At 72.4% G+C, this 26,765-nt stretch carries 30 protein-coding genes; 12 read left to right on the top strand and 18 right to left on the bottom strand.

Annotated elements, in window-relative coordinates:
* Positions 1-268 precede the first annotated feature (268 nt).
* Complete coding sequence (locus tag N542_RS0107580; protein ID WP_028643416.1) at positions 269-1,474, top strand: lytic transglycosylase domain-containing protein; 1,206 nt, start codon at positions 269-271, stop codon at positions 1,472-1,474.
* A 511-nt stretch (positions 1,475-1,985) separates the two neighbouring features.
* Here the strand turns inward: N542_RS0107580 and hemB are convergent.
* From hemB to N542_RS0107615, 7 genes are all read right to left on the bottom strand, one after another.
* On the bottom strand, positions 1,986-2,987 hold the full coding sequence (gene hemB / locus N542_RS0107585; RefSeq protein WP_269319764.1) for a porphobilinogen synthase: 1,002 nt from the start codon (positions 2,985-2,987) through the stop codon (positions 1,986-1,988).
* On the bottom strand, positions 2,984-4,636 hold the full coding sequence (locus tag N542_RS0107590; protein ID WP_028643418.1) for a uroporphyrinogen-III synthase: 1,653 nt from the start codon (positions 4,634-4,636) through the stop codon (positions 2,984-2,986). The genes hemB and N542_RS0107590 overlap by 4 nt, the downstream gene beginning before the upstream one ends.
* Positions 4,633-5,592, bottom strand: a complete 960-nt coding sequence (gene hemC / locus N542_RS23825; RefSeq protein WP_036506655.1) for a hydroxymethylbilane synthase — start codon at positions 5,590-5,592, stop codon at positions 4,633-4,635. Before hemC ends, N542_RS0107590 begins: the two co-directional genes overlap by 4 nt.
* The gene (locus N542_RS0107600) at positions 5,589-6,881 is read right to left on the bottom strand and encodes a glutamyl-tRNA reductase (protein WP_028643419.1); all 1,293 of its coding nucleotides are present in this window, start codon (positions 6,879-6,881) and stop codon (positions 5,589-5,591) included. Before N542_RS0107600 ends, hemC begins: the two co-directional genes overlap by 4 nt.
* Positions 6,878-7,537, bottom strand: a complete 660-nt coding sequence (locus tag N542_RS23830) for a redox-sensing transcriptional repressor Rex (RefSeq protein WP_036506657.1) — start codon at positions 7,535-7,537, stop codon at positions 6,878-6,880. Before N542_RS23830 ends, N542_RS0107600 begins: the two co-directional genes overlap by 4 nt.
* 182 nt (positions 7,538-7,719) lie before the next feature.
* The gene (locus tag N542_RS0107610) at positions 7,720-7,962 is read right to left on the bottom strand and encodes a glutaredoxin family protein (protein WP_028643420.1); all 243 of its coding nucleotides are present in this window, start codon (positions 7,960-7,962) and stop codon (positions 7,720-7,722) included.
* Entirely contained in the window at positions 7,959-9,557 is a 1,599-nt protein-coding gene (locus N542_RS0107615) for a class I adenylate-forming enzyme family protein (RefSeq protein ID WP_051551481.1), read from the bottom strand. The genes N542_RS0107610 and N542_RS0107615 overlap by 4 nt, the downstream gene beginning before the upstream one ends.
* 54 nt (positions 9,558-9,611) lie before the next feature.
* Here N542_RS0107615 and N542_RS0107620 point away from each other — a divergent pair, with 54 nt between their 5' ends.
* From N542_RS0107620 to N542_RS0107630, 3 genes are all read left to right on the top strand, one after another.
* Complete coding sequence (locus tag N542_RS0107620) at positions 9,612-10,496, top strand: HAD family hydrolase (protein WP_028643422.1); 885 nt, start codon at positions 9,612-9,614, stop codon at positions 10,494-10,496.
* A gap of 91 nt (positions 10,497-10,587) precedes the next feature.
* Positions 10,588-11,382: a sigma-70 family RNA polymerase sigma factor gene (locus N542_RS0107625; RefSeq protein WP_028643423.1), complete on the top strand. Its 795-nt coding sequence runs from the start codon at positions 10,588-10,590 to the stop codon at positions 11,380-11,382.
* A gap of 79 nt (positions 11,383-11,461) precedes the next feature.
* The gene (locus tag N542_RS0107630) at positions 11,462-12,673 is read left to right on the top strand and encodes a DUF5667 domain-containing protein (RefSeq protein ID WP_028643424.1); all 1,212 of its coding nucleotides are present in this window, start codon (positions 11,462-11,464) and stop codon (positions 12,671-12,673) included.
* Between the two features lie 12 nt (positions 12,674-12,685).
* On the opposite strand, the gene N542_RS0107635 is transcribed toward N542_RS0107630, so the two are convergent.
* The 5 genes from N542_RS0107635 to N542_RS0107655 all read right to left on the bottom strand — a co-directional run bounded on the left by N542_RS0107635 (position 12,686) and on the right by N542_RS0107655 (position 16,762).
* Positions 12,686-13,852: a lysophospholipid acyltransferase family protein gene (locus N542_RS0107635; RefSeq protein ID WP_028643425.1), complete on the bottom strand. Its 1,167-nt coding sequence runs from the start codon at positions 13,850-13,852 to the stop codon at positions 12,686-12,688.
* Positions 13,845-14,897, bottom strand: coding sequence for an NAD-dependent epimerase/dehydratase family protein (locus N542_RS0107640; protein ID WP_028643426.1), 1,053 nt, complete (start codon positions 14,895-14,897; stop codon positions 13,845-13,847). Before N542_RS0107640 ends, N542_RS0107635 begins: the two co-directional genes overlap by 8 nt.
* A 22-nt stretch (positions 14,898-14,919) precedes the next feature.
* Entirely contained in the window at positions 14,920-15,021 is a 102-nt protein-coding gene (locus tag N542_RS27095; RefSeq protein WP_008356322.1) for a 30S ribosomal protein bS22, read from the bottom strand.
* A 139-nt stretch (positions 15,022-15,160) separates the two neighbouring features.
* Positions 15,161-15,364: a helix-turn-helix domain-containing protein gene (locus N542_RS0107650; RefSeq protein ID WP_028643427.1), complete on the bottom strand. Its 204-nt coding sequence runs from the start codon at positions 15,362-15,364 to the stop codon at positions 15,161-15,163.
* Between the two features lie 198 nt (positions 15,365-15,562).
* Positions 15,563-16,762, bottom strand: coding sequence for an acetoin utilization protein AcuC (locus tag N542_RS0107655; RefSeq protein WP_028643428.1), 1,200 nt, complete (start codon positions 16,760-16,762; stop codon positions 15,563-15,565).
* A gap of 168 nt (positions 16,763-16,930) precedes the next feature.
* On the opposite strand from N542_RS0107655, the gene trpS reads away from it, so the two are divergent.
* From trpS to N542_RS0107680, 5 genes are all read left to right on the top strand, one after another.
* Positions 16,931-17,902 (top strand): tryptophan--tRNA ligase, encoded by a 972-nt coding sequence (trpS, locus tag N542_RS0107660; protein WP_028643429.1) that lies wholly within the window; start codon positions 16,931-16,933, stop codon positions 17,900-17,902.
* Positions 17,903-17,980: 78 nt separating this feature from the next.
* Entirely contained in the window at positions 17,981-18,397 is a 417-nt protein-coding gene (locus tag N542_RS0107665; RefSeq protein WP_028643430.1) for a hypothetical protein, read from the top strand.
* Entirely contained in the window at positions 18,397-18,840 is a 444-nt protein-coding gene (locus tag N542_RS23835) for a DCC1-like thiol-disulfide oxidoreductase family protein (RefSeq protein ID WP_081795087.1), read from the top strand. The genes N542_RS0107665 and N542_RS23835 overlap by 1 nt, the downstream gene beginning before the upstream one ends.
* Complete coding sequence (locus N542_RS0107675; RefSeq protein ID WP_028643431.1) at positions 18,803-19,486, top strand: TetR/AcrR family transcriptional regulator; 684 nt, start codon at positions 18,803-18,805, stop codon at positions 19,484-19,486. Before N542_RS23835 ends, N542_RS0107675 begins: the two co-directional genes overlap by 38 nt.
* Entirely contained in the window at positions 19,483-19,839 is a 357-nt protein-coding gene (locus N542_RS0107680; protein WP_028643432.1) for a hypothetical protein, read from the top strand. Before N542_RS0107675 ends, N542_RS0107680 begins: the two co-directional genes overlap by 4 nt.
* Here N542_RS0107680 and N542_RS23840 read toward each other — a convergent pair.
* The 6 genes from N542_RS23840 to N542_RS0107710 form a co-directional block, all read right to left on the bottom strand.
* Positions 19,793-20,347 (bottom strand): TerD family protein, encoded by a 555-nt coding sequence (locus N542_RS23840; protein ID WP_155992887.1) that lies wholly within the window; start codon positions 20,345-20,347, stop codon positions 19,793-19,795. The two genes, N542_RS0107680 and N542_RS23840, sit on opposite strands and share 47 nt — an antisense overlap.
* Positions 20,348-20,357: 10 nt before the next feature.
* A complete protein-coding gene (locus tag N542_RS0107690) occupies positions 20,358-20,900 on the bottom strand; it encodes an SRPBCC family protein (protein WP_028643433.1) in 543 nt (180 codons plus the stop codon).
* 2 nt (positions 20,901-20,902) lie between these two features.
* Entirely contained in the window at positions 20,903-21,706 is an 804-nt protein-coding gene (proC, locus tag N542_RS0107695) for a pyrroline-5-carboxylate reductase (RefSeq protein WP_028643434.1), read from the bottom strand.
* Positions 21,707-21,711: 5 nt separating this feature from the next.
* Positions 21,712-22,647, bottom strand: coding sequence for a proline dehydrogenase family protein (locus N542_RS0107700; protein ID WP_028643435.1), 936 nt, complete (start codon positions 22,645-22,647; stop codon positions 21,712-21,714).
* Positions 22,648-22,739: 92 nt separating this feature from the next.
* On the bottom strand, positions 22,740-23,534 hold the full coding sequence (locus tag N542_RS0107705) for a sugar phosphate isomerase/epimerase family protein (RefSeq protein WP_028643436.1): 795 nt from the start codon (positions 23,532-23,534) through the stop codon (positions 22,740-22,742).
* Positions 23,531-24,463: a Ppx/GppA phosphatase family protein gene (locus N542_RS0107710; protein ID WP_028643437.1), complete on the bottom strand. Its 933-nt coding sequence runs from the start codon at positions 24,461-24,463 to the stop codon at positions 23,531-23,533. Before N542_RS0107710 ends, N542_RS0107705 begins: the two co-directional genes overlap by 4 nt.
* A gap of 47 nt (positions 24,464-24,510) precedes the next feature.
* Here N542_RS0107710 and N542_RS0107715 point away from each other — a divergent pair, with 47 nt between their 5' ends.
* From N542_RS0107715 to N542_RS0107725, 3 genes are all read left to right on the top strand, one after another.
* Positions 24,511-25,275, top strand: a complete 765-nt coding sequence (locus tag N542_RS0107715; protein ID WP_028643438.1) for a hypothetical protein — start codon at positions 24,511-24,513, stop codon at positions 25,273-25,275.
* A gap of 69 nt (positions 25,276-25,344) precedes the next feature.
* Positions 25,345-25,983 (top strand): VOC family protein, encoded by a 639-nt coding sequence (locus tag N542_RS0107720; RefSeq protein ID WP_028643439.1) that lies wholly within the window; start codon positions 25,345-25,347, stop codon positions 25,981-25,983.
* Positions 25,984-26,024: 41 nt separating this feature from the next.
* Entirely contained in the window at positions 26,025-26,735 is a 711-nt protein-coding gene (locus tag N542_RS0107725; RefSeq protein WP_028643440.1) for a class I SAM-dependent methyltransferase, read from the top strand.
* The last annotated feature ends 30 nt before the right edge of the window (positions 26,736-26,765 follow it).

The raw sequence follows: 26,765 nt of genomic DNA on the forward strand, positions 1-26,765 counted from the left end.
GCCCATTGTCCCCGAGTCCTCCAACCGGGCCCAGTCGAGGGCCGACCGGCGCCCTCGCGGGGTGGGCCAGGCCACGTCGCGCCTCGCGGGCGATCAGCCGGACGAGAACGGGTTTCACCGTCATGACCTGCGGGAATGGTCGTCACACCACTGAAGGGCTGCACACCGCGGACAACCGACGTACCGTAACTGGTGGAGGACTCGGTCGTTTGACGTCCGTCACAATGTGCTGTGGGAGCACCGGGTCCGAGGGAGCAGGAGCAGAGGGATGACCAGCACCAGATCACCAGCGCGCTTCGGCCGCAGCCACAAGATCATGGCCCTGGTCCCGCTCGCCATCCTCTCCGCCGCGTGGACCGCGAGCATCGCGACCACCGGCGCCGGTACGGCGCTCGCCGACTCCTCCAGCACCGAGCAGCAGCAACTCCCCGACGGCACCAGCCTGCCGACCGAGGCGATCGAGGCTCCCGCCAGCGTCTCCGCGGCGGGCGGCCTCGCGCCCGGCATCACCGGTGACGCCCAGCGGGCCGTCGCCACCGCCTCCACCTCCGGCATCCCTGCCGCCGCGCTCGCGGCCTACCAGCGTGCCGAGACGGTCATCAACTCCGCCGACTCGAGCTGCCACCTCTCCTGGCAGCTGATCGCCGCGATCGGCCGGGTCGAGTCCGACCACGGTCGCTCCAGCGGCAACACCCTCGACGCCCACGGCGTCGAGCGTCCCGGCCTCTTCGGCAAGCCGCTCAACGGCGGCAACGGCACCAGCCGGATCGCGGACACCGACGCCGGCCAGTACGACGCCGACGCCAGCTGGGACCGCGCGGTCGGCCCGATGCAGTTCATCCCCTCGACCTGGTCGGTCGTCGGGGTCGACGCCGACGGCGACGGCCAGCGCAACCCGCAGGACATCGACGACGCCGCCCTCGCGACGGCCGTCTACCTCTGCTCCGGCGGCGACGACCTGGCCAAGGCCCCCGGCCAGCAGGCCGCCGTCTTCCGCTACAACCACAGCCAGCCGTACGTCGACCTGGTCCTCTCCATCATGAACGCCTACCTCGACGGCGAGTTCACCTCCGTGCCCAACGGCGTCACGTCCGCCGGCTACGTCATCCCGCCGCTCCCCCAGCCGGTCCCCGGCACGAAGTCGCACTCGACCAAGGGTCACGGCAAGGGCCACGGCACCGGCGGCGGCTCCGGCGGCACCCCCAGCGGCAGCGCCCCGACCGCGAAGCCCACCTCGAAGCCGAGCGCGAAGCCCACGAAGGCACCGAGCAGCCCCTCCGTGCCGACCAAGGGCCCGTCGGCGCCAGTGCCCACGGTCGTCCTCCCGACCCTCCCCTCCACCTCGATCGAGCCCGTCGACAAGCTCCTCACCGAGGTCCAGGCCCGGGCCCAGTGCCTCCTCGACGGCTACGTCGACAACGTGCTCAAGAGCAACGACCCCTACGACCAGTGCGTGTACGCCTACACCCACTGACCACCGCGCCCCGGTGGTTGAGGCGCGAAGGCCGCCAGGCCTGAGCCTCGAGACCACGCGTCCCGGTGGTTGAGGTGCGAGGCGCGCTAGCGCCGAGCCTCGAAACCACCACGACTGCGAGCAGGCCACAGGTCCGCTCGGCTAGGGCGCCGAGAGGCTGACGCCGGCGTACGGCCAGCTCGGGTCGACGCCGTCTCACCGGTGGTCGAGCAGCGAGCGCCAGCGAGCGTCGTCGAGACCCCCGCACCCGCCGTACTGCCTCGCCTGCGGGGGTTTCGAGACGGGCCTGGCGGCCCTCCTCAACCACCGGGTGGGCAGCGTCCTCCTCAACCACCGGCGCCCCCGGTGGTCGAGCAGCGAGCGCCAGCGAGCGTCGTCGAGACCCCCGCACCCGAGATCGCACCTACGCTGCGGGGGTTTCGAGACGGGCCTAGCGGCCCTCCTCAACCACCGGTGGGCCGCCCTCGGTGGTTCGCGGAGCCCGAACGGCGCCCGACGGCGCCCTTGAAGCTCAGCGAGCAAGCAGCCGGGCGACTTCGCTCGCCCAGTAGGTGAGCACCACGTCGGCGCCGGCACGCCGGATCGAGATCAGGGTCTCCAGGATCGCGGCCTCGCGGTCGATCCAGCCGTTGGCGGCAGCGGCCTCGACCATGGCGTACTCACCGGAGATGTTGTACGCCGCGACCGGCACGTCGACCGCGTCGCGCACCTGACGGAGCACGTCGAGGTAGGCGAGCGCGGGCTTCACCATCACGATGTCGGCGCCCTCGGCGACGTCGAGCAGCGCCTCGCGCACGCCCTCGCGGCCGTTGGCGGGGTCCTGCTGGTAGGTGCGTCGGTCGCCCTGGAGCGAGGAGTCGACGGCCTCGCGGAAGGGGCCGAAGAAGGCGGACGCGTACTTCGCCGAGTACGCCAGGATCGAGACGTCGGTGTGCTCGGCGGCGTCGAGAGCCGCGCGGATCACGGCGACCTGGCCGTCCATCATCCCGCTCGGGCCGACCATGTCGACGCCGGCGTGGGCCTGGGCGCGAGCCATCTCGGCGTACGCCGCAAGGGTGCGGTCGTTGTCCACCTTGCCGTCGGGCGTGAGGACGCCGCAGTGGCCGTGGTCGGTGAACTCGTCGAGGCAGAGGTCGCTCATCACCGTGAGGGCGTCGCCGACCTCGGCGACGACGTCGGTGATCGCGAGGTTGAGCACACCGGCGGGATCGATGGCGCCGGAGCCGGTGGCGTCCTTGCTCTCGGGGATGCCGAAGAGCATCACGCCACCCAGGCCCAGCTCGGCGGCCTCGGCCACCGCCGCGAGGAGCGAGTCGCGGGTGTGCTGGACCACGCCGGGCATCGACGAGATGGGCTTCGGCTCGGCGAGACCCTCGCGGACGAAGAGCGGCAGCACCAGCTGACGCGCCTCGAGCGACGTCTCCCCGACCATCCGGCGCAGCGCCGGCGTGGTGCGCAGCCGGCGTGGCCGGACCAGCGGTCCGGTCACCGGGGCGACGTCGCGCTCGGTCACTCCGCGCGCACCCGACGACGGGCCGACGGCTTGCGCTCGGACGGCTTGGTCACCGGCTGGCCGGACTCGACGAGCGAGGCGCGACGGGCGGCACCGAAGTCGGCGAGCGCGTCGACGAGCTCCTCGACGTCCGGGCGGCTGGCGAGGACGTCGACGCGCAGGCCGTGCTCCTCGGCCGTCTTGGCCGTGGCCGGCCCGATCACCGCGATGATCGTCGAGGTGTGCGGCTTGCCGGCGATGCCGACCAGGTTGCGCACCGTCGAGGACGAGGTGAAGACGACCGCGTCGAACTTGCCGGTCTTGATCGCGTCGCGGGTCTCGGGCGGCGGCGGGGCGGCCCGGACGGTGCGGTACGCCGTGACGTCGTCGCACTCCCAGCCCAGGTCGATCAGGCCGGCGACGAGGTTCTCGGTGGCGATGTCGGCGCGGGGCAGGAAGACCCGGTTGATCGGGTCGAGCGCCTCGTCGTACTCCGGCCAGTCGGCCAGCAGGCCGGCAGCGGACTGCTCGCCCGAGGGCACCAGGTCGGCCCGGAGGCCCCACTGACCGATCGCCTCGGCGGTCTTGTCACCGACGGCGGCGATCTTGAGCCCGGAGAAGGCGCGGGCGTCGAGGCCGTACTCCTCGAACTTCTCGCGCACGGCCTTGACCGCGTTGACCGAGGTGAAGGCGATCCACTCGTAGCGGCCCTCGACGAGGCCGCGGACGGCCTTGTCCATCTGCTGGGGGTTGCGCGGCGGCTCGACCGAGATCGTGGGGACCTCGTCCGGGACGGCGCCGTACCCGCGCAGGCGCTCGGAGAGCGAGCCCGCCTGCTCCTTGGTGCGCGGCACCAGGACGCGCCAGCCGAAGAGCGGCTTGGTCTCGAACCACGACAGCGACTCGCGCAGGTCGACGACGTCGCCGACGACGGTGACGGCCGGCGGGGACATCCGCGCGGCCCGCGCGTCGACGGCGATCCGCTCGAGGGTCGAGGTGACGGTGGCCTGCTCGGTGGTGGTGCCGACCCGCGTCATCGCGACCGCGGTCTGCGGGCTGCGCCCGGCGGCGATCAGCGCCTTGGCGATGTCGCCGATCTGGCCGACGGCCGAGAGCAGCACGAGCGTGCGCTTGGTGGAGTACTGGCTCCAGTCGACCTTGTCGCCACACGTGACGACGGCGACCTCGCGGTGGTCCTTGGTCGTCAGCGGGATGCCGGCGTACGCCGGGACCGCGTTGACCGACGAGACGCCGGGGACGATCTCGAAGGCGAGACCGGCCTTGACGCAGGCCTGCGCCTCCTCCGGGCCCGAGGCGTAGAGGAAGGGGTCACCCGACATCAGCCGGACGACGCGCAGCCCCCTCTTGGCCTGCTTGACGACGACCTTGCCGCGCGCGGCGTGGGTCAGCGGCTGGCCGTCCTCGCCGAAGCCGCCGTCGACGATCTCGGGGCCGACCGGCTCCGAGGCGTCCTCGGAGGGCACCGGCAGGCCGAGGACCTGCCGGATCAGCTCGGCGTGGTCGGGCACCTCGGTCACCACGACGTCGGCGCGTCGCAGCAGCTCGGCGGCGCGCACCGTCAGCAGGCCCGGATCACCGGGGCCGCTGCCGACGAACGACACCCAACCACGCGGCTGGCTCTGGTTCGGGCTGGTCTGCGCTCGGGTCATGCGTTCTGCACCTTGTCTAGCGAATCGTTCGTTGGTAGCGCCAGGTCTGCTGCGCCGTCGGCGAGCATCTCCGTCGCGAGCCGGTCACCGACGCCCGCGGCGTCGGCGGGATCCCCGGTGGCGGACATCCGCACCGAGAGCCCCCCGTCGGGTGACAGGGCGATCGCCCGCACCCACAGCTCCTCGCCGTCCTCGCCCTCGACCACGTCGGCCAGGGCTCCGATCGGCGCGGAGCAACCTCCCTCCAGCGTCGCGAGCACCGCTCGCTCCGCCTCGACCGCGGCGCGGGTCCGCGGGTCGTCCAGCACCTCGCGCAGCTGCGCTGCGAGGTCGTCGTCGGTGCGGCACTCGACCGCCAGCGCGCCCTGCCCGGGGGCGGGCAGCATCTGCAGCGGGTCGAGCACCTCGGTCACCTCGTCGAGGCGGCCGATGCGGGCCAGGCCGGCCCGGGCGAGCACGACGGCGTCGTACTCGCCGGAGCGGACCTTGGCGATCCGGGTGTCCACGTTGCCGCGTACGCCGGACACCTCGACCCCGAGGCCGAGCGCGTGCAGCTGGGCCGCCCGGCGGGGCGAGCCGGTGCCGACGCGGCTGCCCACCGGCAGCTCGCCGAGGGTCAGCCCGTTGCGGGCGACGACCGCGTCACGCGGGTCCTCGCGCGGCGGGATCGCCGCCAGGGTGATGCCGTCGGCGGGGTAGGTCGGCAGGTCCTTGAGCGAGTGCACGGCGACGTCGACGCGACCGTCGAGGAGCGCGTCGCGCAGGGCGTTGACGAAGATGCCGGTGGACGACGCGCTGGCGACCGGCGTGCCGGCGGCCTGGCTGCGATCGCCCTCGGTGCTGATCTCGACCAGCTCCACCTCGCGCCCGAGCGACTCGGCGATCCGGTCGGCGACGAGCTGGGACTGGGTGGTGGCGAGGACCGAGGCGCGGGTCCCGACGCGGATGGCGCTCATGCCAGGCCTCCCGGACGGGTGACGGCGTCGACGGCCTCGGGGTCGAGCGCGAAGAGCTCGGCGAGGGCGGCGGCGTACGAGACGGCGCCGGACTCGTTGGCCAGCTCCTTGACCCGCACAGTTGGCTCGTGGAGCAGCTTGTCGGCGACGCGTCGTACGGCGTGCAGCACCTCGGCGCGAGTGGCCTCGTCGAGGTCGGGGAGGCGACCCTCGAGGCGCTCCATCTCGGCGTCGACGACCGCGGTCGCCATCGAGCGGAGGGCGACGACGGTCGGGGTGACGTTGGCCTGGCGGCGGGCGGCCAGGAAGGCGGCCACCTCCTGGGTGACGATGCCCCGGACGGCGGTGACCTCCTTGCCGGCATCGCTGTCGCGCAGCTCCTCCGCCAGCTCCGCCAGGTTGACCAGCGAGACGCCGGGGAGGTCCGCGACGGCGGGGTCGACGTCGTGCGGCAGGGCGAGGTCGATGATCGTGAGCCGGCGACCGTCGGTCGTCGCGGCGGCCACCGCGGCCGCGGGGACGATCACGCCGGTGGCGCCGGTGCAGGAGATGACGACGTCGGCGACGGCCAGCTCGGCGTCGAGGTCGGCCAGCGAGACGGCGCGCGCGCCGTACTCGGTGGCCAGCCGGTCGGCGTTGCCGGCGCTCCGGTTGGCGACGGCGATGCTGCCCGCGCCGCGACGGGCGACCGTGGCGGTGGCGAGGCCGGCCATCGCGCCGGCACCCAGGACGAGCACCCGCTTGTCCGACAGGTCGCCGCCGGCCGCGTGGCTGCGGTCGAGCGCTGCGCTGACGAGGGTCGGCGCGGCCTGGTCGATGTCGGTCTCGGCGCGGGCGCGCTTGCCCACGCGCAGCGCCTGCTGGAAGAGCACGTTGAGGGCGGGACCGGCGGTGCCGAGCTCCTGACCCAGGGCCAGCGCGTCGCGGGCCTGGCCGAGGATCTGGCCCTCGCCGATCGCCATCGAGTCGAGCCCGGCGACGACGCGGAAGAGGTGGGAGACGGCACCGTCGTCGTAGTGCACGTAGAGGTGCGGCAGCATCGCCTCGGCGGTCTCACCGGCCCGGTCAACCAGCAGCCGGGAGACGTCCTCGACGCTGCCGTGGAAGCGGTCGACGTCGGCGTAGATCTCGAGGCGGTTGCAGGTCGAGATGACGGTGGCCTCGGTGACGTGCTCGCACCGGGAGACCTCGTCGATGAGCTTGCGGACGCCCCCGGCGTCGGCCGCGACCTGCTCGAGCAGCCAGACCGGCGCGGACCGGTGGGAGATCCCGACAACCAGGACGCTCACGCCGTCGCCGCCTTCCGCTGCTCGTGGTACGCCAGGATCTGCAGCTCGATGGAGAGGTCGACCTTGCGCACGTCGACCTGCGCGGGCACCGCGAGCACGATCGGCGCGAAGTTCAGGATGCTGGTGACCCCGCAGGCGACCATCCGGTCCGCGACGTCCTGGGCGGCGACGGCCGGAGTCGCGATCACCCCGATGGCGACGTCGTGGTCGGTGACGATCTGCTCGAGGTGGTCGAAGGGGCGCACCTCGATGCCGGCGACGACCTCGTCGCGGCGGGCGGGATCGGCGTCGAGCAGCGCCACGACGCGGAAGCCGCGGCTGCGGAAGCCGGAGTAGTTGGCGAGCGCCTGGCCGAGGTTGCCGATGCCCACGATGACCACGGGCCAGTCCTGCGTCACGCCGATCTCGCGGGCGATCTGGTAGCGGAGGTACTCCACGTCGTACCCGACCCCGCGGGTGCCATAGCTGCCGAGGTAGGAGAGGTCCTTGCGCAGCTTGGCGCTGTTGACGCCGGCCGCGCCGGCGAGCTCCTCGCTGGAGCAGGTGCTGGTGCCCTGCTCGGACAGCGTCGTGAGCGCTCGGAGGTAGATGGGCAGCCGCGCGACCGTCGCTTCGGGAATGTCCCGGGAGCTGTCGGGTGAAGTCCGTGCCGTCACTGCGTTGCCTTCTCCATAGCCAGGGGGCTGCTGGGCCGTCGTCGGGCGCCCTGGAACGACTCGTTCCGGGTGCCCGGCGGCTCGATCACTGTAGGAGTTTGTGAACGGGAGAACAAAACGAGAGGCGGTCCCCGGGCCCGTGGGACTAGCACATGTGACATGACCCACGCCCGCCGGGTCGGTCAGGCGGTGAGAGCGGTGCGCAGGCGCTGCTCGTCGACGCGCCAGAAGTCGTGCTGCCGACCGTCCACGAAGGTCACCGGCACCTCGTCGGTGAAGCGCTCGCGCAGCGCCGGGTCGTCGTCGATCGACACCTCGGCGTACGACGCCCCGAGATCGGCACACACCTGCTCGATGACCGCGCGGGCCGCGTCGCACAGGTGGCAGCCCGGGCGGGAGTAGAGCGTGACCCGGGGCTCGCTCACTCGAGCAGCCCCAGGGCGCGGCGGCGCTCGATGCCCCGGAGCCGGCCCTTCTGGACCTTGCCGGTGACGGTGCGCGGCAGCTGGTCCACGATCTCGATCCGCGAGGGCTGCTTGAACCGCGCCAGCCGCTCGCCGCAGTGCGCGCGCACGGCGGCCTCGACGGCGGCGGCGTCGGCTCCCGGGGCGCGGACGTAGGCGACGACGGCCTCGCCGGTCTGCTCGTCGGCTACGCCGATCACGGCGACCTCCACGACCCCGGCCACCTCCTCGATGACGTCCTCGACCTCGACCGGGTAGACGTTGAAGCCCGAGACGATCACCAGCTCCTTGAGCCGGTCGACCAGGAAGAGGTCACCGCTGACGTCGAGGAAGCCGACGTCGCCGGTCGACCACCACCCCTGAGCGTCGGGGCCGCCGGCGCCGTCGGGCCAGTAGCCGCTGAAGAGGTTGTCGCCGCGGACCTGGATCTCGCCGGGATCGTCACCCTCCGGCGGTCGCCCGTCCTCGTCGACGAGCCGGATGTCGATGCCCGGCAGCGCGGCGCCGACCGAGCCGACCTGGAAGGCCTCGCTGCACAGCGTGCTGGTCACGACCGGCGACGCCTCGGTGAGGCCGTAGCCCTGGTGGACCGGTACGCCGGTCCGCTCGCTGAACTCCCGCACGACCTCGGGGCTCAGCGGCGCCGAGCCCGACAGCATCAGGCGGACCGGACCGAGCCGCTCCTCGAGGTCGGGCTCGCCGCGCCAGTAGGCGAACACCGGCGGGGCGACCGGCACCACGCTGCACGCCTCGTCGTCGATGATCGCGAGCGTCTCCTGCGGGTCGAACCGCTCGACCAGCACCAGCTTGGCCCGGTGTCGCAGCACCCCGCCGAGGACGGCGTTCAGGCCGTAGACGTGGAAGAGCGGGAGCACGCCGAGGACGACGTCGTCGCCGTGCATCATCGGCGGCTCGACCCGGGCGACCTGCTCGATGTTGGCCAGCAGCGCCCGGTGCGTCAGCATCGCGGCCCGCGGCAGGCCCGACGTGCCGCTGGTGTAGAGCAGCGCCGCGAGCTTGTCCGGGTCCTGCAGCAGCGGGGCCGGCCGCGCGGTGTCGGCACGCAGGTGGTCGTACGAGCGCTCCCCCGGCAGCAGCGTGGCGCCGACGACCACGACCCGGGGCACGACCGCGCGAGCAGCGAGCTCCGGATCCAGCCCGCCAGCACCGTCGGCGGCGCTGCGCACCAGGTCGACCGCAGCGCGCATCGTGACGACGGTGTCCGCGTCGACCACCACCATCCGCGAGCCCGAGTCGGCGATCATCCGCGCCAGCTCGCCCGGCCTGGCCAGCGGGTTCACCGGCACGGCCACGGCCTGGGCCCGCAGGACGCCGAGGTACGTCGTCACGAACTCCAGCCGGTTGCCGATCGCGATCAGCACCCGGTGCCCGCCGATGATCCCGGAGGCGGCGAGCCCGGTGGCGATCCGGCCGACCTCGTCGTCCAGCTCGGCCCAGGTCAGGCTGCGCCCGCCGGCCTCGACGACCGCCAGGCGGTCGGGGCTCTCTGCGGCCGCCAGCGTGGCGAGCTCAGCGACGTCGCGGGTCCCGGACATGGGTGGATACTTCCACACCCCGCGGGGCCACTGGGTTGGGTCTACCCTGCCGGTGTGACGCCCGCTGACCGGAGACCGCGACCGCGCAACCTGCAGCAGCGGTCGACCCTGGCCGGCGAGGCCGCGGCGGCCGCGACCGAGGTGGAGTCGGCTCTCACGCCGCCTTCCGACCCCGGCGCGGCGGCGTTCTTCGACGTCGACAACACCGTCATGCAGGGCGCGAGCATCTTCCACCTGGCCCGCGGGCTCCACCGGCGCAACTTCTTCACCACCCGCGACATCCTCGGAGCCGCCTGGAAGCAGGCCTACTTCCGCGTCGTCGGGGTGGAGGACCCCGAGCACGTCGCCGAGGCACGCTCGTCGGCGCTGAGCTTCATCGCCGGCCACACCGTCGCCGAGCTGGAGGAGCTGGGCGAGGAGATCTTCGACGAGGGCATGGCGCACCGGATCTGGCCGGGGACCCGCGCGCTCGCGCAGCTGCACCTCGACGAGGGCCAGCGCGTCTGGTTGGTGACGGCGGCACCCATCGAGATCGCCCAGATCATCGCCCGCCGCCTCGGCCTGACCGGTGCCATGGGCACCGTCTCGGAGCACGTCGACGGCGTCTACACGGGTCAGCTGGTCGGCGACATGCTCCACGGCCCGGCCAAGGGCGAGGCCGTCAAGGCGCTGGCCGCCCGCGAGGGCCTCGACCTGCGCCGCTGCTCGGCGTACTCCGACTCCTACAACGACCTGCCGATGCTCTCCCTGGTCGGCGACCCCTGCGCGATCAACCCGGATGCCCGGCTGCGCGCCCATGCTCGCGAGCAGGGCTGGCGGATCCGGGACTACCGGACCGGCCGCAAGGCGCTGCGGGCCGGCCTGGTCGCCGGCGGCATCGCCGGCGCCGCGACGGGCACCGTCGCAGCCGGTCTCGCGCTGCGGGGCCGACGACGCTGAGCAGGGCTTTACCCACCCGGTCTGGTCCAGGAGGAGTAGCTCCCGTTTACTGGGGAATGGCTCGGTGGAAGCATTCGGGAGGGTCCGTCACATGCCAGAGGTTGGTTCCGACGTCGCGCGCGGGCTTGAGTCGCTCCGCCGCCTCGTCGCCGAGGTACTCCTCGCCGAGCGCCCCGCGCTCGCGGGTGCTCCCTCGCTGCCGCCCTCCTGGCTGTGCTCCGAGGCGACCACGAGCCGACCCGACGACGGCCTGCGGGCCGGAGCCACGGGCGGCGGAGGCAGCGGTGGGTACGACGACTCCGACCTGGCCGCCTCCTCGGAGGACGACGAGGCCGAGCGGGGGCGGCTGATCGCGCTGGTCGAGCTCGCGCGAGGCGGCGACGCGGAGGCGTTCGGCCTGCTCTACGACCACTACCAGGGCTCGGTCTACCGCTTCCTCTTCTACCGCACCCGGTCGAGCACGCTCGCCGAGGACCTCACCTCGGAGACCTTCTTCCGCGCGCTGCGGAGCATGAACGGCTTCCGGTGGCAGGGCAAGGACTTCGGTGCCTGGTTGATGACGATCGCGCGCAACCTGGCCACCGACCACTTCAAGGCCGGCCGGACCCGGCTCGAGATGACCACGGAGGACATGGGCCTCCACGACGACGCCACGGACGGGCCGGAGGGCACCGTGCTCGCCGGCCTGACCAACGAGGTCCTGATGCGCGCGCTCACCGAGCTGCCCGCCGAGCAGCGCGACTGCCTGGTGATGCGCTTCCTCCAGGGCATGAGCATCGCCGAGACGTCCGCCGTGCTCGGCCGCAGCGACGGCGCCGTCAAGCAGCTCCAGCTCCGCGGGGTGCGCAACCTCGCGAAGCTGATGCCGGAAGGGATCCGGGACTGATGGCACGACTGCCCGGGACCGTCTGCCTTCTCGATGGGACCGCCGTAACTCCGCCGCCCGACACGTCGTTGAGCACGACATGACGTGGGGGATCCGGGCGCAGCGCCGCGCCGACGACTTCGACAGCCTGGTCGGGCGGTCCTCGTCCGACGGTCTGCCCGAGGCACCCAGCCCCCGCGACGCCGAGCTCCTCGAGCTCGTCGGCGCCCTGCGCGCCATCCCCGACGTCCAGCCGCGACCCGAGTTCGTCGCCGACCTGCGCGGTCGCCTGCTCGCCGAGGCCGACACCGCGCTCGTCCCGACCGACGTCTCCAAGCTCCGTCTCCCCGCACGGCGTACGAAGCGCGAGCGCCGGATCGCCGCCGTCGTCGGCGCCGTCGCGATCGTGGGGGCGTCCACCTCGGTCGCCCTGGCCTCCCAGTCGGCGCTGCCCGGCGAGTCGCTCTACCCGATCAAGCGCGTCATCGAGTCCGCCCACACCGGCCTCTCGCTCGGCGAGGCACGCAAGGGCAGCACGGAGCTCGCCAACGCCAGCAGCCGGCTCGACGAGGTCACGGCGCTCACCGAGAGCGACGGCCTCGGCGACGACCAGCGGGTGGCCCGCACGCTCGGCACGTTCACCGAGCAGGCCACCTCCGGCGCCGACCTGCTGCTCTCCGACTACGCGCAGACCGGCCGCAAGGAGTCGGTCGTGGAGCTGCGTGACTTCGCCTCGAGCAGCATGGAGCAGCTCACCGCGCTGGAGCCGCGGATCCCGTACGTCGCCCGCGACGAGCTGATCGCCGCGGCCGGCACGATCGCCCAGATCGACACCGAGGCGGCTCAGCAGTGCCCGTCGTGCGGCGGCGCCCCCATCGGCTCGATCCCGCCGGCGCTGCTCTCGGCCGAGCAGGTCGACCTGCCCTCCGCCTCGCCCGCCGCCTCGCCGGGCGCGAAGGCCAAGCAGCCGAAGGGCTCGTCCGGCACGAAGTCGGGCTCCGGGGCCCCGGGCACCGTCGACGACCCGACGCTGCCCGACCTCGACGGCGCCGTGCCTCCCGGCAGCGTCAGCAACCCCGACGTGCCCGCGCCGTCGACCTCCGCCAACCCCCTCCAGGGCCTGACCGACGGACTCACCGGGATCCTGACCGGCGGCAAGGGCACGCCCGCGCCGTCCGGCTCGGCCACGTCGGGCAGCAGCGCGTCGCCCGGGGCGGTCAACGAGGTGCTCGGGGGCGTCGGGGCGATCCTGAACGGCGTGCTCGACCCGATCACCGGCCAGCTGGTGCCGCGGAGCCCGTCGACCCCGTGACCGCTCGCGCTGCTAGCGGAAGACGGACTGCCGCTTCATCAGCAGCGAGTAGAGCGTCTGCTGGATCGTCTCGCGGACCTGGTCGGTGACGTTGAAGACCAGCATCGGGTCGTCGGCGGCGCCCGCGTCGAACTCGTCGGTGCGGATCGGCTCGCCGAACTCCAGCAGCCACTTCGACGGCAGCGGCACCAGGCCGAGCGGGCCGAGCAGCGGGAAGAACGGCGTGATCGGGATGTAGGGCACGCCCAGCAGCCGCGCCAGCGACGGCACGTTGCCGACCAGGGGGTAGATCTCCTCCGCGCCGACGACCGAGAGCGGGATGATCGGGACCCCGGTGCGCACGGCGGCGGAGACGAACCCGCCGCGGCCGAAGCGCTGGAGCTTGTAGCGCTCGGCGTACGGCTTGCCGATGCCCTTGAAGCCCTCGGGCCAGACGCCGACGAGCTCGCCGCCGCTGAGCATCCGCTCGGCGTCCTCGGTGCATGCCAGGGTGGCCCCGCTGCGCCGGGCCATCGAGCCGACGAACGGCATCTTGAACACCAGGTCGGCGCCGAGCGGTCGCAGGAAGCGGCCGATCTCGTCGTGGATCGAGACCATCGTCATCAGGCCGTCGACCGGGATCGTGCCGGAGTGGTTGGAGACGACCAGGGCGCCACCGTCGAGGGGGATGTTCTCGATCCCGCGCACCTCGATGCGGAACCACTTCTGGGCGATCGGGCGCAGCGCGGCCATCAGGAACCGCTCGGTGATCTCCTGGTCGAAGCCGTACTCGTCGATCCGGTAGCTGCCGGCGACCCGGCGCCGCAGGAACGCCAGGAACCGTGCCAGCTGCGGCTCCCAGTCCTGTCCGAAGACCTCCGCAGCTGCGCCCTGGATCGCCGCGAGCCAGTCCGCGGCCGGGATGCCGTCGGCCGTGGGTACGTCGGTAGTGGTCGGCGCCCGGGACGGCTCGACCACCGGGGGCGCCGGCGCCGCCTTCGCGGCGGGCTTCTGCTTCGGCTTCGGCTTCGGCTGGGGAGCGGCCTTCGCCGCGGGTCGGGGCTGGCCGCTCGGCGTGGCAGCCGTCTTCGACGGGGTGGACCGGGGCGCGAGGCTGCGCGCGGCGGACGACGGCTGGGTGCCGGTGCCGCGGCCGGGTCGGCCCCGGGTGCCGATCGGGATGATCTCGGCGTCAGCCATGGTCGACCCCTTCGACGGCGGGCACGGCGTCCGGGTCCGGAAGCCGCTCGGCGAGGCGGGCCAGCACCCGGTCGGTGCGACCGCCGGTCGCCGCGAGCGGAGCGGCGAAGTCGGCGAACGCCTCGGCGGTGGAGTACGACGGCTCGAACCCGAGGTGCGTCCGCATCCGCGTCGTGTCGACGCCGCGACCGTAGGTCAGGAAGGCGGTCTGCTCGGGGGAGAAGTCGGCCATCCGGGCCGAGCGCAGCACGGAGCCGACGTTGCCGACCGCGAACGACGGCAGCCCGATGCTCGGCCGCTGCAGCCGGCGGACCGCCTGCGAGAGCATCAGCAGGCCGTCGCCGGCGACGTTGAAGGTGCCGGAGACGTCGGTGTGCGTCGCGTGCCGCAGCACGTCGAGCAGGTCGCGCTCGTGCAGGAACTGCAGCCGGGCGTCGTGACCGAGGACCGTCGGGATCACCGGGAGCCGGAAGTACGACGTGAGCGGGCTGGTGACGCCCGGCCCGATCACGTTGGCCGCCCGCAGCATCGCGACCCGGACGTCGGGCCGGCGACGGGCGAACCCGCGCACGTAGCCCTCGACCTCCGCGACGTCCTTGGCGTAGCCCGAGCGGGCCGAGCGCCGCGGCTCCATGTCCTCGGTGAACATGGCAGGGTCGCGGCTGCTCGCGCCGTACACGGTCGTCGTCGACTTCACGATCAGCGCGCGCAGCCCGGGGGCCTTCTGACACGCGGCCAGGAGCTGCATCGTCCCGATGACGTTGAGCTCTTTCATCGTGTTGCGACCCCCGGCGCTGCCGGGGGTCGAGATCACGCTCATGTGGACGACGGTGTCGACGTCCTCCTTGACGATGACCTTCGCGATGACCGGGTTGCGGATGTCGGCGCGCACGAACGACACGTCGCCCATGTCGCCCCGAGGCGGCACGGCATCCACGCCGATGACCCGCGAGACATCCGGGTCGGCGGCGGCAGCGCGCGCGAACTTCCGACCGAGGTCACGTGAGACCCCGGTGACGAGGACGACCCTGCCGGCGCTGGCCATACGGCGAAGGAGCCGCTCAGCCCTACTTGCCGAGCTTGCGACGCTGGACGCGCGTCTTCTTCAGCAGCTTGCGGTGCTTCTTCTTGGCCATGCGCTTGCGCCGCTTCTTGATGACAGAACCCACAGGGAAACCTTTCAACAGCCGTCCAGCCGCCCCGGATGAGCCCGGAGGACCGGCCCAGCCTATCCGGGGTCGGTGCCCCGGCAGAATCGGCCGGTCCGTCCGGACCCGGTGAGCCCTGCCTCAGCCCCTCCCGGGGCGGTCAGCCGGCGTTGTAGAAGCTCTTGCGCAGGTACTCGTCCACGTCGGACTCGAGCACGCGGAAGGAACGGCCGACGCGGACGGCAGGCAGGTCGCCGCCGTGGACGAGCCTGTAGACGGTCATCTTCGACACCCGCATCATCGCCGCCACCTCGGCGACGGTGAGGAACTTGGAGTCAGAGATGTCCCCGGAACTGGTAGCCATCGTGCACCGATCTTTCTGTCCGACGCGCCACCGGCTTCCCCGCCGGTGTCACACGCGCCGCGCTCCGTGAGAATAGAGCCTGATGTGACTCGTGGGGAAGGGGTTGCAGAAAGAAGCGTATGGGACGCGGCGTGTCCGCTTGCGCAGGTCGCGGATCGATGATCCTGGTCGAGCGGGGCCGCGACGCCCGGATCCCCGTCAGGGCAGCGGATCGAGGCCGTGCAGCGGGAATGCCTCCATGCGCGTCGCGTGGATCGACCGGTCTAGCCAGGTGTCGGGGTCGTAGCCCTCGCGCCAGTCGCGGTACGCCGGCGTGCGGCCGTCCGTCAGGCGCATCGGCGCGACCCGACCCAGCCGGTGCAGGATGTGCTCGCGCCAGCCGTCGGGCGTCTCCCGCGCGGGGTCGAGCGGCACCCCGGACACGATCGCGAGCAGGTGCGACCAGGCTCGCGGGACGACGTCGACGATCGCGTAGCCGCCGCCGCCCGTGGCGACCCAGCGTCCCTCGCAGAGCTCGTGGGCGAGGTCGTGCACGGCGAGGTAGGCGGCGCGCTGCCCGTCGACCGTGAGCATCATGTGCGCGAGCGGGTCCTCGGCGTGGGAGTCGCAGCCGTGCTGGCTGACGAGGACCTGCGGCTTGAACTCCCGCAGCAGCGGCGGCACGACGGCGTGGAAGGCACGCAGCCAGCCGGCGTCCCCGGTGCCGGGTGGCAGCGCGACGTTGACGGCCGAGCCGAGGGCGTCCGGCCCGCCGAGGTCCTGCGGGAAGCCGGTGCCGGGGAAGAGCATCTGGCCGGTCTCGTGCAGGGAGACGGTCAGCACCCGCGGGTCGTCCCAGAACATCCGCTCGACGCCGTCGCCGTGGTGCACGTCGAGGTCGACGTACGCGACCCGCTCCGCGCCCTGGTCGAGCAGGCTCTGGATGCCCACGGCGATGTCGTTGTAGATGCAGAAGCCGCTCGCACGCCCGGGCATCGCGTGGTGCAGGCCACCGGTGATGTTGGCGGAGTGCAGGGACTCCCCGCTCCACACCTGCCGGCACGCCTCCACCGTCGCGCCGACGATGTGCGCGGTGGCGTGGTGCATGTCGCGGAAGACCGGGTTGTCGTCGGAGCCGAGACCGTGCACCCCGTCGATCGTGCGCGGGTCCTGACCGGCCCGGATCACGGCCTCGATGAGCTCGGGGCGGTGCACGGTGGCGATCAGGTCGTCGCTGGCCATCGGCGGGCGTACGACGCGCAGCCGGTCGCCCACGACTCCCAGCTCGGTCGCGAGCCGCATCGTCAGGTCGACGCGCATCGGCGACATCGGGTGCTCGGGGCCGAAGTCGTACTCGGTCAGGCTCTGGTCGAAGACGACCGTCGCCGGCCCTGGACACCCGAGCGACGACTGCGACATGTGACGGACGCTACCGCTATCGTGGATGAGTGCTCGTGACCCGTACCACCCAGTGGTGGCCCGCCTGAGCGGCGGCCCACCCTCGAAGCACACCTTCCATCGGCCGCCCGCGGGCGGCCGATCTGCATGTCCGGGCGACCCGTGGGCTCCTCACCCCCAGGAGACACCATGTCGTCCCGACCGCACCGCAACCTCTCGCTCCTCAAGCCCACCGGGCAGCTGACGCTCGGCAACCTGCTCGGCGCGCTGCGACCGATGGCGGCCGCCCAGACCGAGGCGGACTGCTTCTACGGCATCGCCGACCTGCACTCGCTCACCGTCCCGCACGACCCGCCCCGGCTGCGCGAGCTGGTGCGGGAGACCGCGACGCTGCTGCTCGCGGCCGGCCTCGACGAGTCGACCCTCTTCGTGCAGAGCCGGGTCCCGGCGCACGCCCAGCTCGCCTACCTGCTGGAGTGCACCGCCCACACCGGCGAGCTCAACCGGATGATCCAGTTCAAGGAGAAGGGGCGCGGGGTCGACTCCACGCGCGCCTCGCTCTACACCTACCCGGTGCTGATGGCGGCCGACATCCTGCTCTACCGGCCGCACCGGGTGCCGGTCGGCGACGACCAGCGCCAGCACGTCGAGCTGACCCGCGACCTGGCCCTGCGCTTCAACCATGCCTACGGGCCGGTGTTCACCGTCCCGGAGATCACCACGCCGCCGGTGGGCGCCCGGGTCATGGACCTGGCCGAGCCGACCTCGAAGATGGGCAAGTCCGGGCTCGACGACTCCGCCGGCATCGTCCGGCTGCTCGACCCGCCCGACGTCGTACGCCGCAAGATCGCGCGAGCGGTGACCGACTCCGAGACGGGCCCGGACGCCGTGCGCGCGGACCCGGCGAAGCCCGGCGTCACCAACCTCCTCGAGATCCTGGTCGCGTGCGGCGGATCGGCCGCGGGCCTCACGACGTACGGCGCCCTGAAGCGCAGCGTCGCCGACGCGGTCGTCGCGGAGCTGGAGCCGCTGCAGAAGCGGTACGCCGAGCTGGCCGCCGACCCGGCGTACGTCGACGGCGTCCTCCGCACGGGTGCCGCGCGCTGCCGTGAGGTGACCGCGCCCGTCCTGGCCGCCGCGGAGTCGGCGATGGGCCTCTGACCAGATCTTGAACATGTTCAAAACCTGCCCTATGCTGCAGTCACCACTAATTGAACATGTTCAAGAAACGGAGTCACCATGACCTGGACCGTCGGCACCTACGTCGTCTACCTGCTCGTCACCGTCCCGCTGACCATCTGGGTGGCGACCACGCTGTCGCGCAACGGACGCGTCTTCCTCGAGGACGTCTTCGCCGGCAACGACGCGCTCGCGCACGCGGTCAACAAGCTGCTCGTCGTGGGCTTCTACCTGCTCAACCTCGGGTTGGTGATGCTCTTCCTGCGCGTCTCGACACCCGTGCTCGACCTGCGCGACCTCGTCGAGACGCTCAGCATCAAGGTCGGCGTCGTCCTGCTCACGCTGGGTGTCCTGCACTTCCTCAACGTCTACGTCTTCAACGCGATGCGCCGCCGCAGCCGGTTCGAGCGGGCACGCGTCGCGCCGGTGCCTCCGCAGGGCTTCGTCCCGCCGACCCAGCCCGCCTACCCCCGGTGATGCCCACCGACCTGAGGCTCACGGTCCTCAACGACCCGGCGTGCCCGCTGTGCCGCCGGTTCGCGGACTGGCTGGCCCGGCAGCCGCTGCTGGTGCCGCTGGACCTGGTGCCCGCCGGCTCCGCCGAGGCGCGCACCCGGTTCCCCACCCTCGACCACGCGCGGACCGCCGAGGAGATCACCGTGATCGGCAGCGACGGGTCCGTGTGGACCCGCGAGCACGCCTGGGTGATGTGCCTGTGGGCGACCCGGTCGCACCGCGGCGCCGCACTGCGGCTGAGCCGTCCCAGTCTCCTCCCGCTCGCCCGCGGCGCGGCGTACAGCGCTGCCGGCGTGCGTCACCTGCTCTCCCGCACGCAGGTCGGGGACCGGCTCCAGGTCGAGGTGCACGGAGGTGACTACGCTGATGGCTGTGCCGGATGCCGCCCGCTCCCCCAAGGCTGAGCAGACCCGCCAGACGATCGTCGCCTCGGCGATGCGGCTCTTCCGCGTCAGCGGCTACGACCGCACCACGATGCGGGCGATCGCGCAGGAGGCGGGCGTCTCGGTCGGCAACGCCTACTACTACTTCGGCTCCAAGGAGCACCTGGTCCAGGCGTTCTACGACCAACTGCAGGCCGAGCACGCCGAGGCCGCGGCCGGTGTCCTCGACGAGGAGAAGGGGTTCGCCGCGCGTCTCGAGGGAGTGCTGCTCGCGTGGCTGGACGTGGCCGCGCCGCACCACGCGTTCGCCGGACAGTTCTTCCGCAACGCCGCCGACCCCACCAGCCCGCTGTCGCCGTTCAGCGAGGACTCCGCGCCGGCGCGCGACACGAGCATCGCGCTCTTCGGCACCCTCCTGGACGGCTCGGACGCCAAGGTCGCGCCGGCGCTGCGCGCGGAGCTGCCCGAGCTCCTGTGGCTGCTGCAGATGGGCATGGTGCTCTTCTGGGTCTACGACCAGAGCCCCGACCAGGCGCGCAGCAGGACCGTCGTACGCCGGGTCGTGCCGATCGTCGACCGCCTCGTGCGGCTCTCCCGGATGCCCGTCGTCCGCGGCATCGTCGACGACGTCGTCGCGCTCATGCGCGAGCTGCGCGGACCGTCGTGATCCCCACGACGCGGGGCGGCCGGTTCGTCGCCCTGGCGTACGTCGTGGCCGTCGCGGCACTGACCGCCCGCGCGTTCTCGGACGGCCACCAGGACCACTGGGGCGCAGAGATCGCCGCGGCCGTCCTCACCCTGCCGCTGATCGTGCCCGCGCTGCCCGTGATCTACGTCGTCGGCGCCTTCGCCTGGGCCGTCACCGACGCTCGTGACGACGGGTCGGTGTGGCCGGTCACCGTCACCTTCACGCTGATGATGGTCGTGGTCGCCGGCGCCGACGTGGTGCTCGCCCGGACGGTGTGGCGCAGCCTCAGAGGAAGCGCTTCAGCTTCAGCCCGGACTCGGTCGGGAGCGTGACCGCGATCCCCTCGGCGACCGCCCGCAGCCGCCAGCCGTCACCGTCGCGCGAGACCCGGGCCATCACGACGCCGGTCTCCGGCACGCCGAGCGTCAGCGTGATCCGGGCCAGCTCGACGTCGTGCTCGTCGACCACGCGGCAGTAGGCGTTGGCGACCCACTCCAGGGAGTGGCCCTGGTAGCTGGTGACCAGCAGGAAGATCGTGTCGATCTGGCGGTGCACCCGGGCGAGGTCGACGGTGATCGTCTCGTCGTCACCCTCCCCGCTGCCGGTCGTGTTGTCCCCGAGGTGCACGACGGAGCCGTCGCGGGTCGTGCGGTTGTTGTAGAAGGCGAGGTCGAAGAGCTGGCCACCGCCGAACTCCACCGCCGACGCGTCCAGGTCGACGTCGCGGACGCCGCTGCTGAACGGTCCGGCGCTCGGGTTCTTGTCCCAGCCCAGCCCCATCCGGAGCACTCCGCCCTCGGTGGGCAGCACCATCTCCTGGCCCGCACTCAGCTCGATCACGGAGTCGACGCTACCGGGCACCCGGGCGGCCGGCAGCGTCACCTTCGGCGAGCCGTTTGAGGGTGCGCAGCTGCTGGCGCATCATCACCAGGTCGCCCCAGGCGAGCAGCCGGGACCGCGTCCAGCCCACGGCACCGCCCTGGTCGACGGCGAAGCGGCACACGATCCGGGACCCGGCGCCGTCGGGCTCCGCGGCGTACGTCACCGCGACTGGGCCGAAGAGCCGCTGCCCCCGGGGGGTGGTCAGCGCGGTCCAGTGGCGCGGGGCGTCGTACGAGACGAGCTCGAAGACGACCGCCATCCGCTGGCCGAGGACCAGGCGGTCAGCGCCCGGCGTCAGGGTCCGCGGGCTGCGGCGGCCGCGGTTGTCGATCCAGTCGTAGGAGTACGGGGCGACCGCGATCTGGCACAGCCACCGCCAGGTGAGCTCGGGCGGCGCCGCGACGGAGATCGCGCGGGTCAGCCTCAGCACCGATCCCTCGACGAGGTCGTCGGCGGCGTACGGTCGGCGCGCCTCTGCCGGGGTCGCACCCCAGGTCAGCGGCAGCGCCATCGTCAGCTGCCCTCGGCGAGCTCCCGGGACCGGTCGCGGGCAGCCTCCATGGCGGCCAGGAAGGCGGCGCGGACCTTGTGGATCTCGAGCTCGCGGAGCGCGGCCGCGGTCGTGCCGGCCGGGGAGGTGACCTGCTCGCGCAGCACGGTCGGGTGGGTGCCGGTCTCGCGGAGCATCTTGGCCGAGCCGACGAGGGTCTGGACGACCAGGTCGGTGGCGGTCGAGCGCGGCAGCCCGAGGTGGACGCCCGCCTCGATCATCGACTCCACGACGAAGAAGATGTACGCCGGACCGCTCCCGGAGATCGCCGTGACGGCGTCCTGCTGCCTCTCGGGGATGCGCAGCACCTTGCCCACCGAGGCCATCAGCGCCTCGGCCTCGGCGAGGTCCTCTTCGCTGCAGTGGCTGCCGGGCGAGATCGCGGCCATGCCCTCGTCGACCAGCGCCGGGGTGTTGGGCATGACCCGGACGACGGCGACCCCCTCGGGCACCCGCGCCTCGATGAAGGCCGTGGTGATCCCAGCGGCCAGCGACACGAGCAGCTGACCCGGGCGGAGCACCGGGGCGATCTCGTCGAGCACGTCGCCCATGTCCTGCGGCTTCACGACCAGCGCGATCGTGTCGGACTTCCCCGCCGCCTCGACGTTGGAGACCACCGCGACGCCGTACCGGTCCTCGAGCTCCTTCGCCCGGTCGGCGCGCTTCTCGCCGACGAGCAGGTTGTCGACGCGGCGGCCGGCGCGGACCAGGCCGGAGAGCAGGGTCTCGCCCATGACTCCGGCGCCGAGGATCGCGGTCTGGGACATGGGACCTACTTCTTCGAGATCAGGGACCGGACGAAGAATGACAGGTTCTGCGGACGCTCGGCGAGCCTTCTCATCAGGTAGCCGTACCACTCGGTGCCGTAGGGCACGTAGACGCGGACCCGCTCTCCGCGGTCCGCCAGCCGGCGCTGCTCGTCGGGGCGGATGCCGTAGAGCATCTGGTACTCGTACGTGCCCGGGGTGCGGCCGTAGCGGCTCGCCAGCGACCCGGCGATCTCGACCATGCGCGGGTCGTGCGTCGCGATCATCGGGTAGCCCTCGCCGGCCAGCAGCACCTTGAGGCACCGGACGTAGGACTTGTCGATCTCGAGACGGTCCTGGAAGGCCACCTCCTCGGGCTCGAGGTAGGCGCCCTTGCAGAGCCGGACGCGCGAGCCCTCGTAGGCGAGCGCGCGGCAGTCGGCCTCGGTGCGGTGCAGCATCGCCTGGACGACGGCGCCGGTCTCCGGGAAGTCCTTGCGCAGCTCGCGCAGGATGCCCAGCGTCGAGTCGGTCGTGGTGTGGTCCTCCATGTCGAGGGTCACCGTGGTGCCGGCGTTGCGCGCGGCGCGGCAGATGGTGCGCGCGTTCTCGAGCGCCGTCTTGTGCCCGACCTCGGGCAGGAACTGGCCGATGGCGCTGAGCTTGACCGACACCTCGGCGCCTCGGGTCAGCCCGCGCGCGGAGAGCTGCTTGAGGAGGTCGACGTACGCCGCCACCGTGGCCTCGGCCTGCTCGGCGTCGAGGGTGTCCTCGCCGAGGAAGTCGAGGGTCACCAGGAGGCTGTCCTCGGCGAGCGCGGCGGTGGCGTCGGCGGCGGACTCGTTGGTCTCGCCGGGGACGTAGCTGCGGACGATGCCGGCCGAGACCGGCATGGTGCTGACGAGCTTCTTGACCTGGCCGCTGCGGGCGAGCAGGAGCAGCGGCTGACGGAGGAGCGACATGTCTCTCAGGCTACGACGGACCCCCGCGGATGCCCGATTTCAGGCCGTACGCCGCCGCGCTCACGGCCGGCCACGGGCTGACCACGGCCTGCTCAGGGCGTGCCCACGGCCAGGTGCTCGCGGGCGAACTCCAGCGACTCCACCAGGTCGCGCTCGCGCTCGGCCCGGTCGACGCACTTGCGGGTGTTGATCTCGAGGACCACCTCACCCGAGAAGCCCGTGGTGGCCAGGTGGCGCAGGAAGGTGTCGGCACCCATGCCGCCGCGGCCGGGCACCAGGTGCTCGTCCTTGGCCGAGCCGCTGCCGTCGGTCAGGTGGATGTGGCGCAGCCGGTCGCCGAGGCGGGTCGCCATCGCCACCACGTCGGAGTGCGCGATCGCCGCGTGGGACAGGTCGATCGTGGTGTTGGCGTAGGGCTCGGCCGAGGGGTCCCAGCCCGGCAGGTACATCTCCGCCTTGCGGCCGGACGCGCGCCAGGGATACATGTTCTCGACCGCGAAGGCCAGGCCGGTGGACGCCTCCAGCGCCGCGATCCCGTCGACGAAGTCGCGCGCGTAGGTCTTCTGCCAGCGGAACGGCGGATGCACCACGACGACCTCGGCACCCACCGCGTGCGCCATCTCGGCGGACCGCTCCAGCTTGCCCCACGGCTCGGTGCCCCAGACCCGCTGGGTGAAGAGCAGGCACGGCGCGTGCACGGCTGAGATCGGCATCGCGTGGTGGTCGGAGAGCTGCTTGATCGCCGACGTCTGCTGGCTCAGCGCGTCGATGCCGACCATCACCTCGACGGTGTCGTAGCCGAGTGCCGACGCGTACGCGAAGGCGTGGGCGGACGACTCGGGGTAGACCGAGACCGTGGACAGCCCGATCCGGGGGACGCCGGTCATATCAGGCCACCGATCTGGTCGAGGCGTTCGAGGATCACACCCTCGCGCAGGGCCCACGGACAGATCTCGAGCGCGGTCAGCTCGAAGATGTCCATCACCGCCTCGGCGACCAGCGCGCCCGGCACGATCTGGTGGGCGCGGCTCGGCGAGACCCCGGGCAGGTCGGAGAGCTCCGCTCGGGTCATCGCCGTCAGCTTCGGGATCCACTCGACCAGGGAGCCCAGCGGCAGCGAGCGCTGCGCCAGCGGGCCCTCGGCGGAGGGTGCGGCGCCGCAGATCCGGGCCAGGGAGCGGAAGGTCTTCGAGGTCGCCGCAGCCTGGTCGGGAGCGCCGTGGCGCAGCAGCCGGCCGGCATCGCGGGCGACGTCGGCCCGGATCTGCTTGCGCAGGAGGCGGAGGGCGTCGTCGTCGAGCCGCTCGGTGGTGAAGTGCTGGCGCGCCAGCCGAGCCGCGCCGAGCGGCAGCGACCAGGCGACCTCCGGCTCCTCGTCGGCCCCGCCCGCCATCTCCAGCGAGCCACCGCCGATGTCGAAGACCCACAGGCGGCCGGCGGACCAGCCGAGCCAGCGGCGTACGGCGAGGAAGGTCAGCCGCGCCTCGTCCTCACCGGAGAGCACCGTGATCGAGAGCCCCGTCCGGTCGCGCACCTCACCGAGCACCGCGTCGCTGTTGTCGGCGTCGCGGACCGCCGACGTCGCGAACGCCAGCATGTCCTCGCAGCCCTTCTCCTCCGCGACCCGCTGGGCCTGTGCGGTGAAGGCGGCGAGCGCGTCGATCCCCTGCTGGGTCACGGCTCCGGCGTCGAGGTGCTCGGCCAGGCGCAGCGGCTCCTTGTAGGAGAACGCCGGCAGCGGCGCCGCACCACGGTGGGCGTCGACCACCAGGAGGTGCCCGGTGTTGGACCCGATGTCGAGGACGCCCAGACGCATGTGTCCAACGTACTAGGGCATTCAGCGCTGGGCCGTAGGGTTGGCGCGTGCCCGAAGTCGACCTGGTCTTTCCCCGCGCGTACGTCGAGTTCGTGAACCCCGCCGACGAGTCGGAGGTGATGCGCTGCGACCTGACCTGGCTGACCTCCAGCTACAAGTGCATCTTCGGCGAGGGGTGCTGCGGCATCTACGCCGACGCGCCCGACGTGGGCTGCTGCACCCTGGGCGCCCACTTCGCCGACAAGGCCGACGAGAAGCGGGTCGAGGCGTACGTCGAGATGCTCGACGACAAGCTGTGGCAGCAGAAGCCGCGGGGTCGCGCCGTGAAGAAGAAGGACTGGATCGAGGTCGACGAGGACGGGGAGCGCAAGACCCGCACCACGGTCGTCGACGGCCAGCAGGCCTGCGTCTTCCACAACCGCACCGACTTCGCGATCGGAGCGGGCTGCGCCCTGCACGCACTGGCGTTCGTGATCGACAAGAACCCCGTCGAGACCAAGCCCGACGTGTGCTGGCAGCTGCCGATCCGACGCACGTTCCGCAACGTCGAGCGGCAGGACGGCACGACGTACACGGAGGTCTCGATCGGCGAGTACGACCGCCGCGGCTGGGGGCCGGGTGGCCACGACCTCGACTGGTACTGCTCGGGCAACACCGAGGCCCACGTCGCCCGCGAGGCCGTCTACGTCACCCACGAGGCCGAGCTGACCGCACTCATGGGCCGGCCGGCGTACGACGAGCTCGTGCGCCACTGCGACGCCCACGTCCGCTCCCGCTCGGCTCTCGCCCTGCATCCCGCCGACCCTCGCTGACCTATCTCGACGTCGAGAAACACCGACCCCGGTGTCCGTCGGCCCCGTCACGGCGCACAGAATCTCCATATGCGCTTGGACCATCTCTCTTTCGCCGCAGGACCTGATGGCCTCGCCAGCACCGCCCAGCGACTCGGGGGACTGCTCGGCAAGGAATTCGTGGACGGCGGCGTGCACCCACGCTTCGGCACCCGCAACATGATTCTGCCGCTCGCCGGCGACACCTACCTCGAGATCGTCGAGGTGCTCGACCACCCCGCCTCCGACAAGGCCCCGTTCGGCCAGGCCGTCCGCGCCCGCTCCGCCCTCGGCGGCGGCTGGCTCGGCTGGGTCGTGGCGGTCAAGGACATCTCGGTCGTCGAGTCACGCCTCGGCCGAGAGGCCGCCATCGGCAGCCGGCACCGGCCCGACGGCGAGGCCCTGCGCTGGAAGCAGATCGGCGTCAGCGGCCTGATGGCCGACCCGCAGCTCCCCTTCTTCATCGAGTGGGAGAGCCCGGCGGAGATGCACCCCAGCACGGGTGCCGACGACAGCTTCTCCCTTGCCTGCCTGGAGATCGCGGGCGACCCGCAGCGCGTCAGCGAGTGGCTCGGCGAGTCCGTCGAGTCGCCGCTGGAGGACGTCAAGGTCGAGTGGGTCGCCCCCAACGGCACCCCCGGCATCCTGGCCGCGCAGTTCCAGACGCCGAACGGCCTCGTCCGGCTCTGACGGAGATCGAGCAGGCTCCGCGGCCCGGGACCGAGGTCGTCATGGGCGCATCGGGATCGAGGGTCTCCCCGGGGGCCCGCCCGAGTCCCAACATCTGGCACCACCCGGCGACGTACGAGACCGAGAACCGCGCGGTCGACCCCGACGGCGCCATCGAGACCGCCATGCGGTCGGTCGCGTCGTGGTCGGACCGGGCGGTGCTCGACATCGGCTGCGGCACCGGCTTCCACCTGCCGCGCTTCGCGGAGACCGCGGCGTCGGTCGTGGGTGTCGAGCCGCACGGCGACCTGGTCGCGCTGGCCCGCCGGCGTACCCGCCGCCTCCCCCACGTCAGCGTCCTCGCCGGCACCGCGCAGTCGCTCCCGGTGCCCGACGCGTCGGTGGACGTCGTGCACGCACGGTGGGCCTACTTCTTCGGTCCCGGCTGCGAGCCGGGACTGGCCGAGCTGGACCGCGTCGTGCGTCGCGGCGGGACGGCGTACGTCATCGACAACGACCCGACCCGCTCCACCTTCGGCGGCTGGTTCCGGCGCGGCTACCCCGAGGTCGACCCCGTGGCGGTCGAGCGCTTCTGGTCCACGAGGGGCTGGACCCGGATCCCGGTCGACATGCGGTGGTCCTTCACCTCCCGCGCGGATCTCGAGTCGGTGGTGCGCATCGAGCTCGCTCCTGCCGTCGCGGAGGCCGTGCTCAGCGAGCACGCCGGCACGGAGGTCGACTACGCCGTGAACCTCTGGTGGCGAGGCTTCTAGGCCCGATCCGCTCGGTTACGCTGAAGTTAC

The organism is Nocardioides sp. URHA0020, from assembly GCF_000620705.1.
GTDB lineage: Bacteria > Actinomycetota > Actinomycetes > Propionibacteriales > Nocardioidaceae > Nocardioides.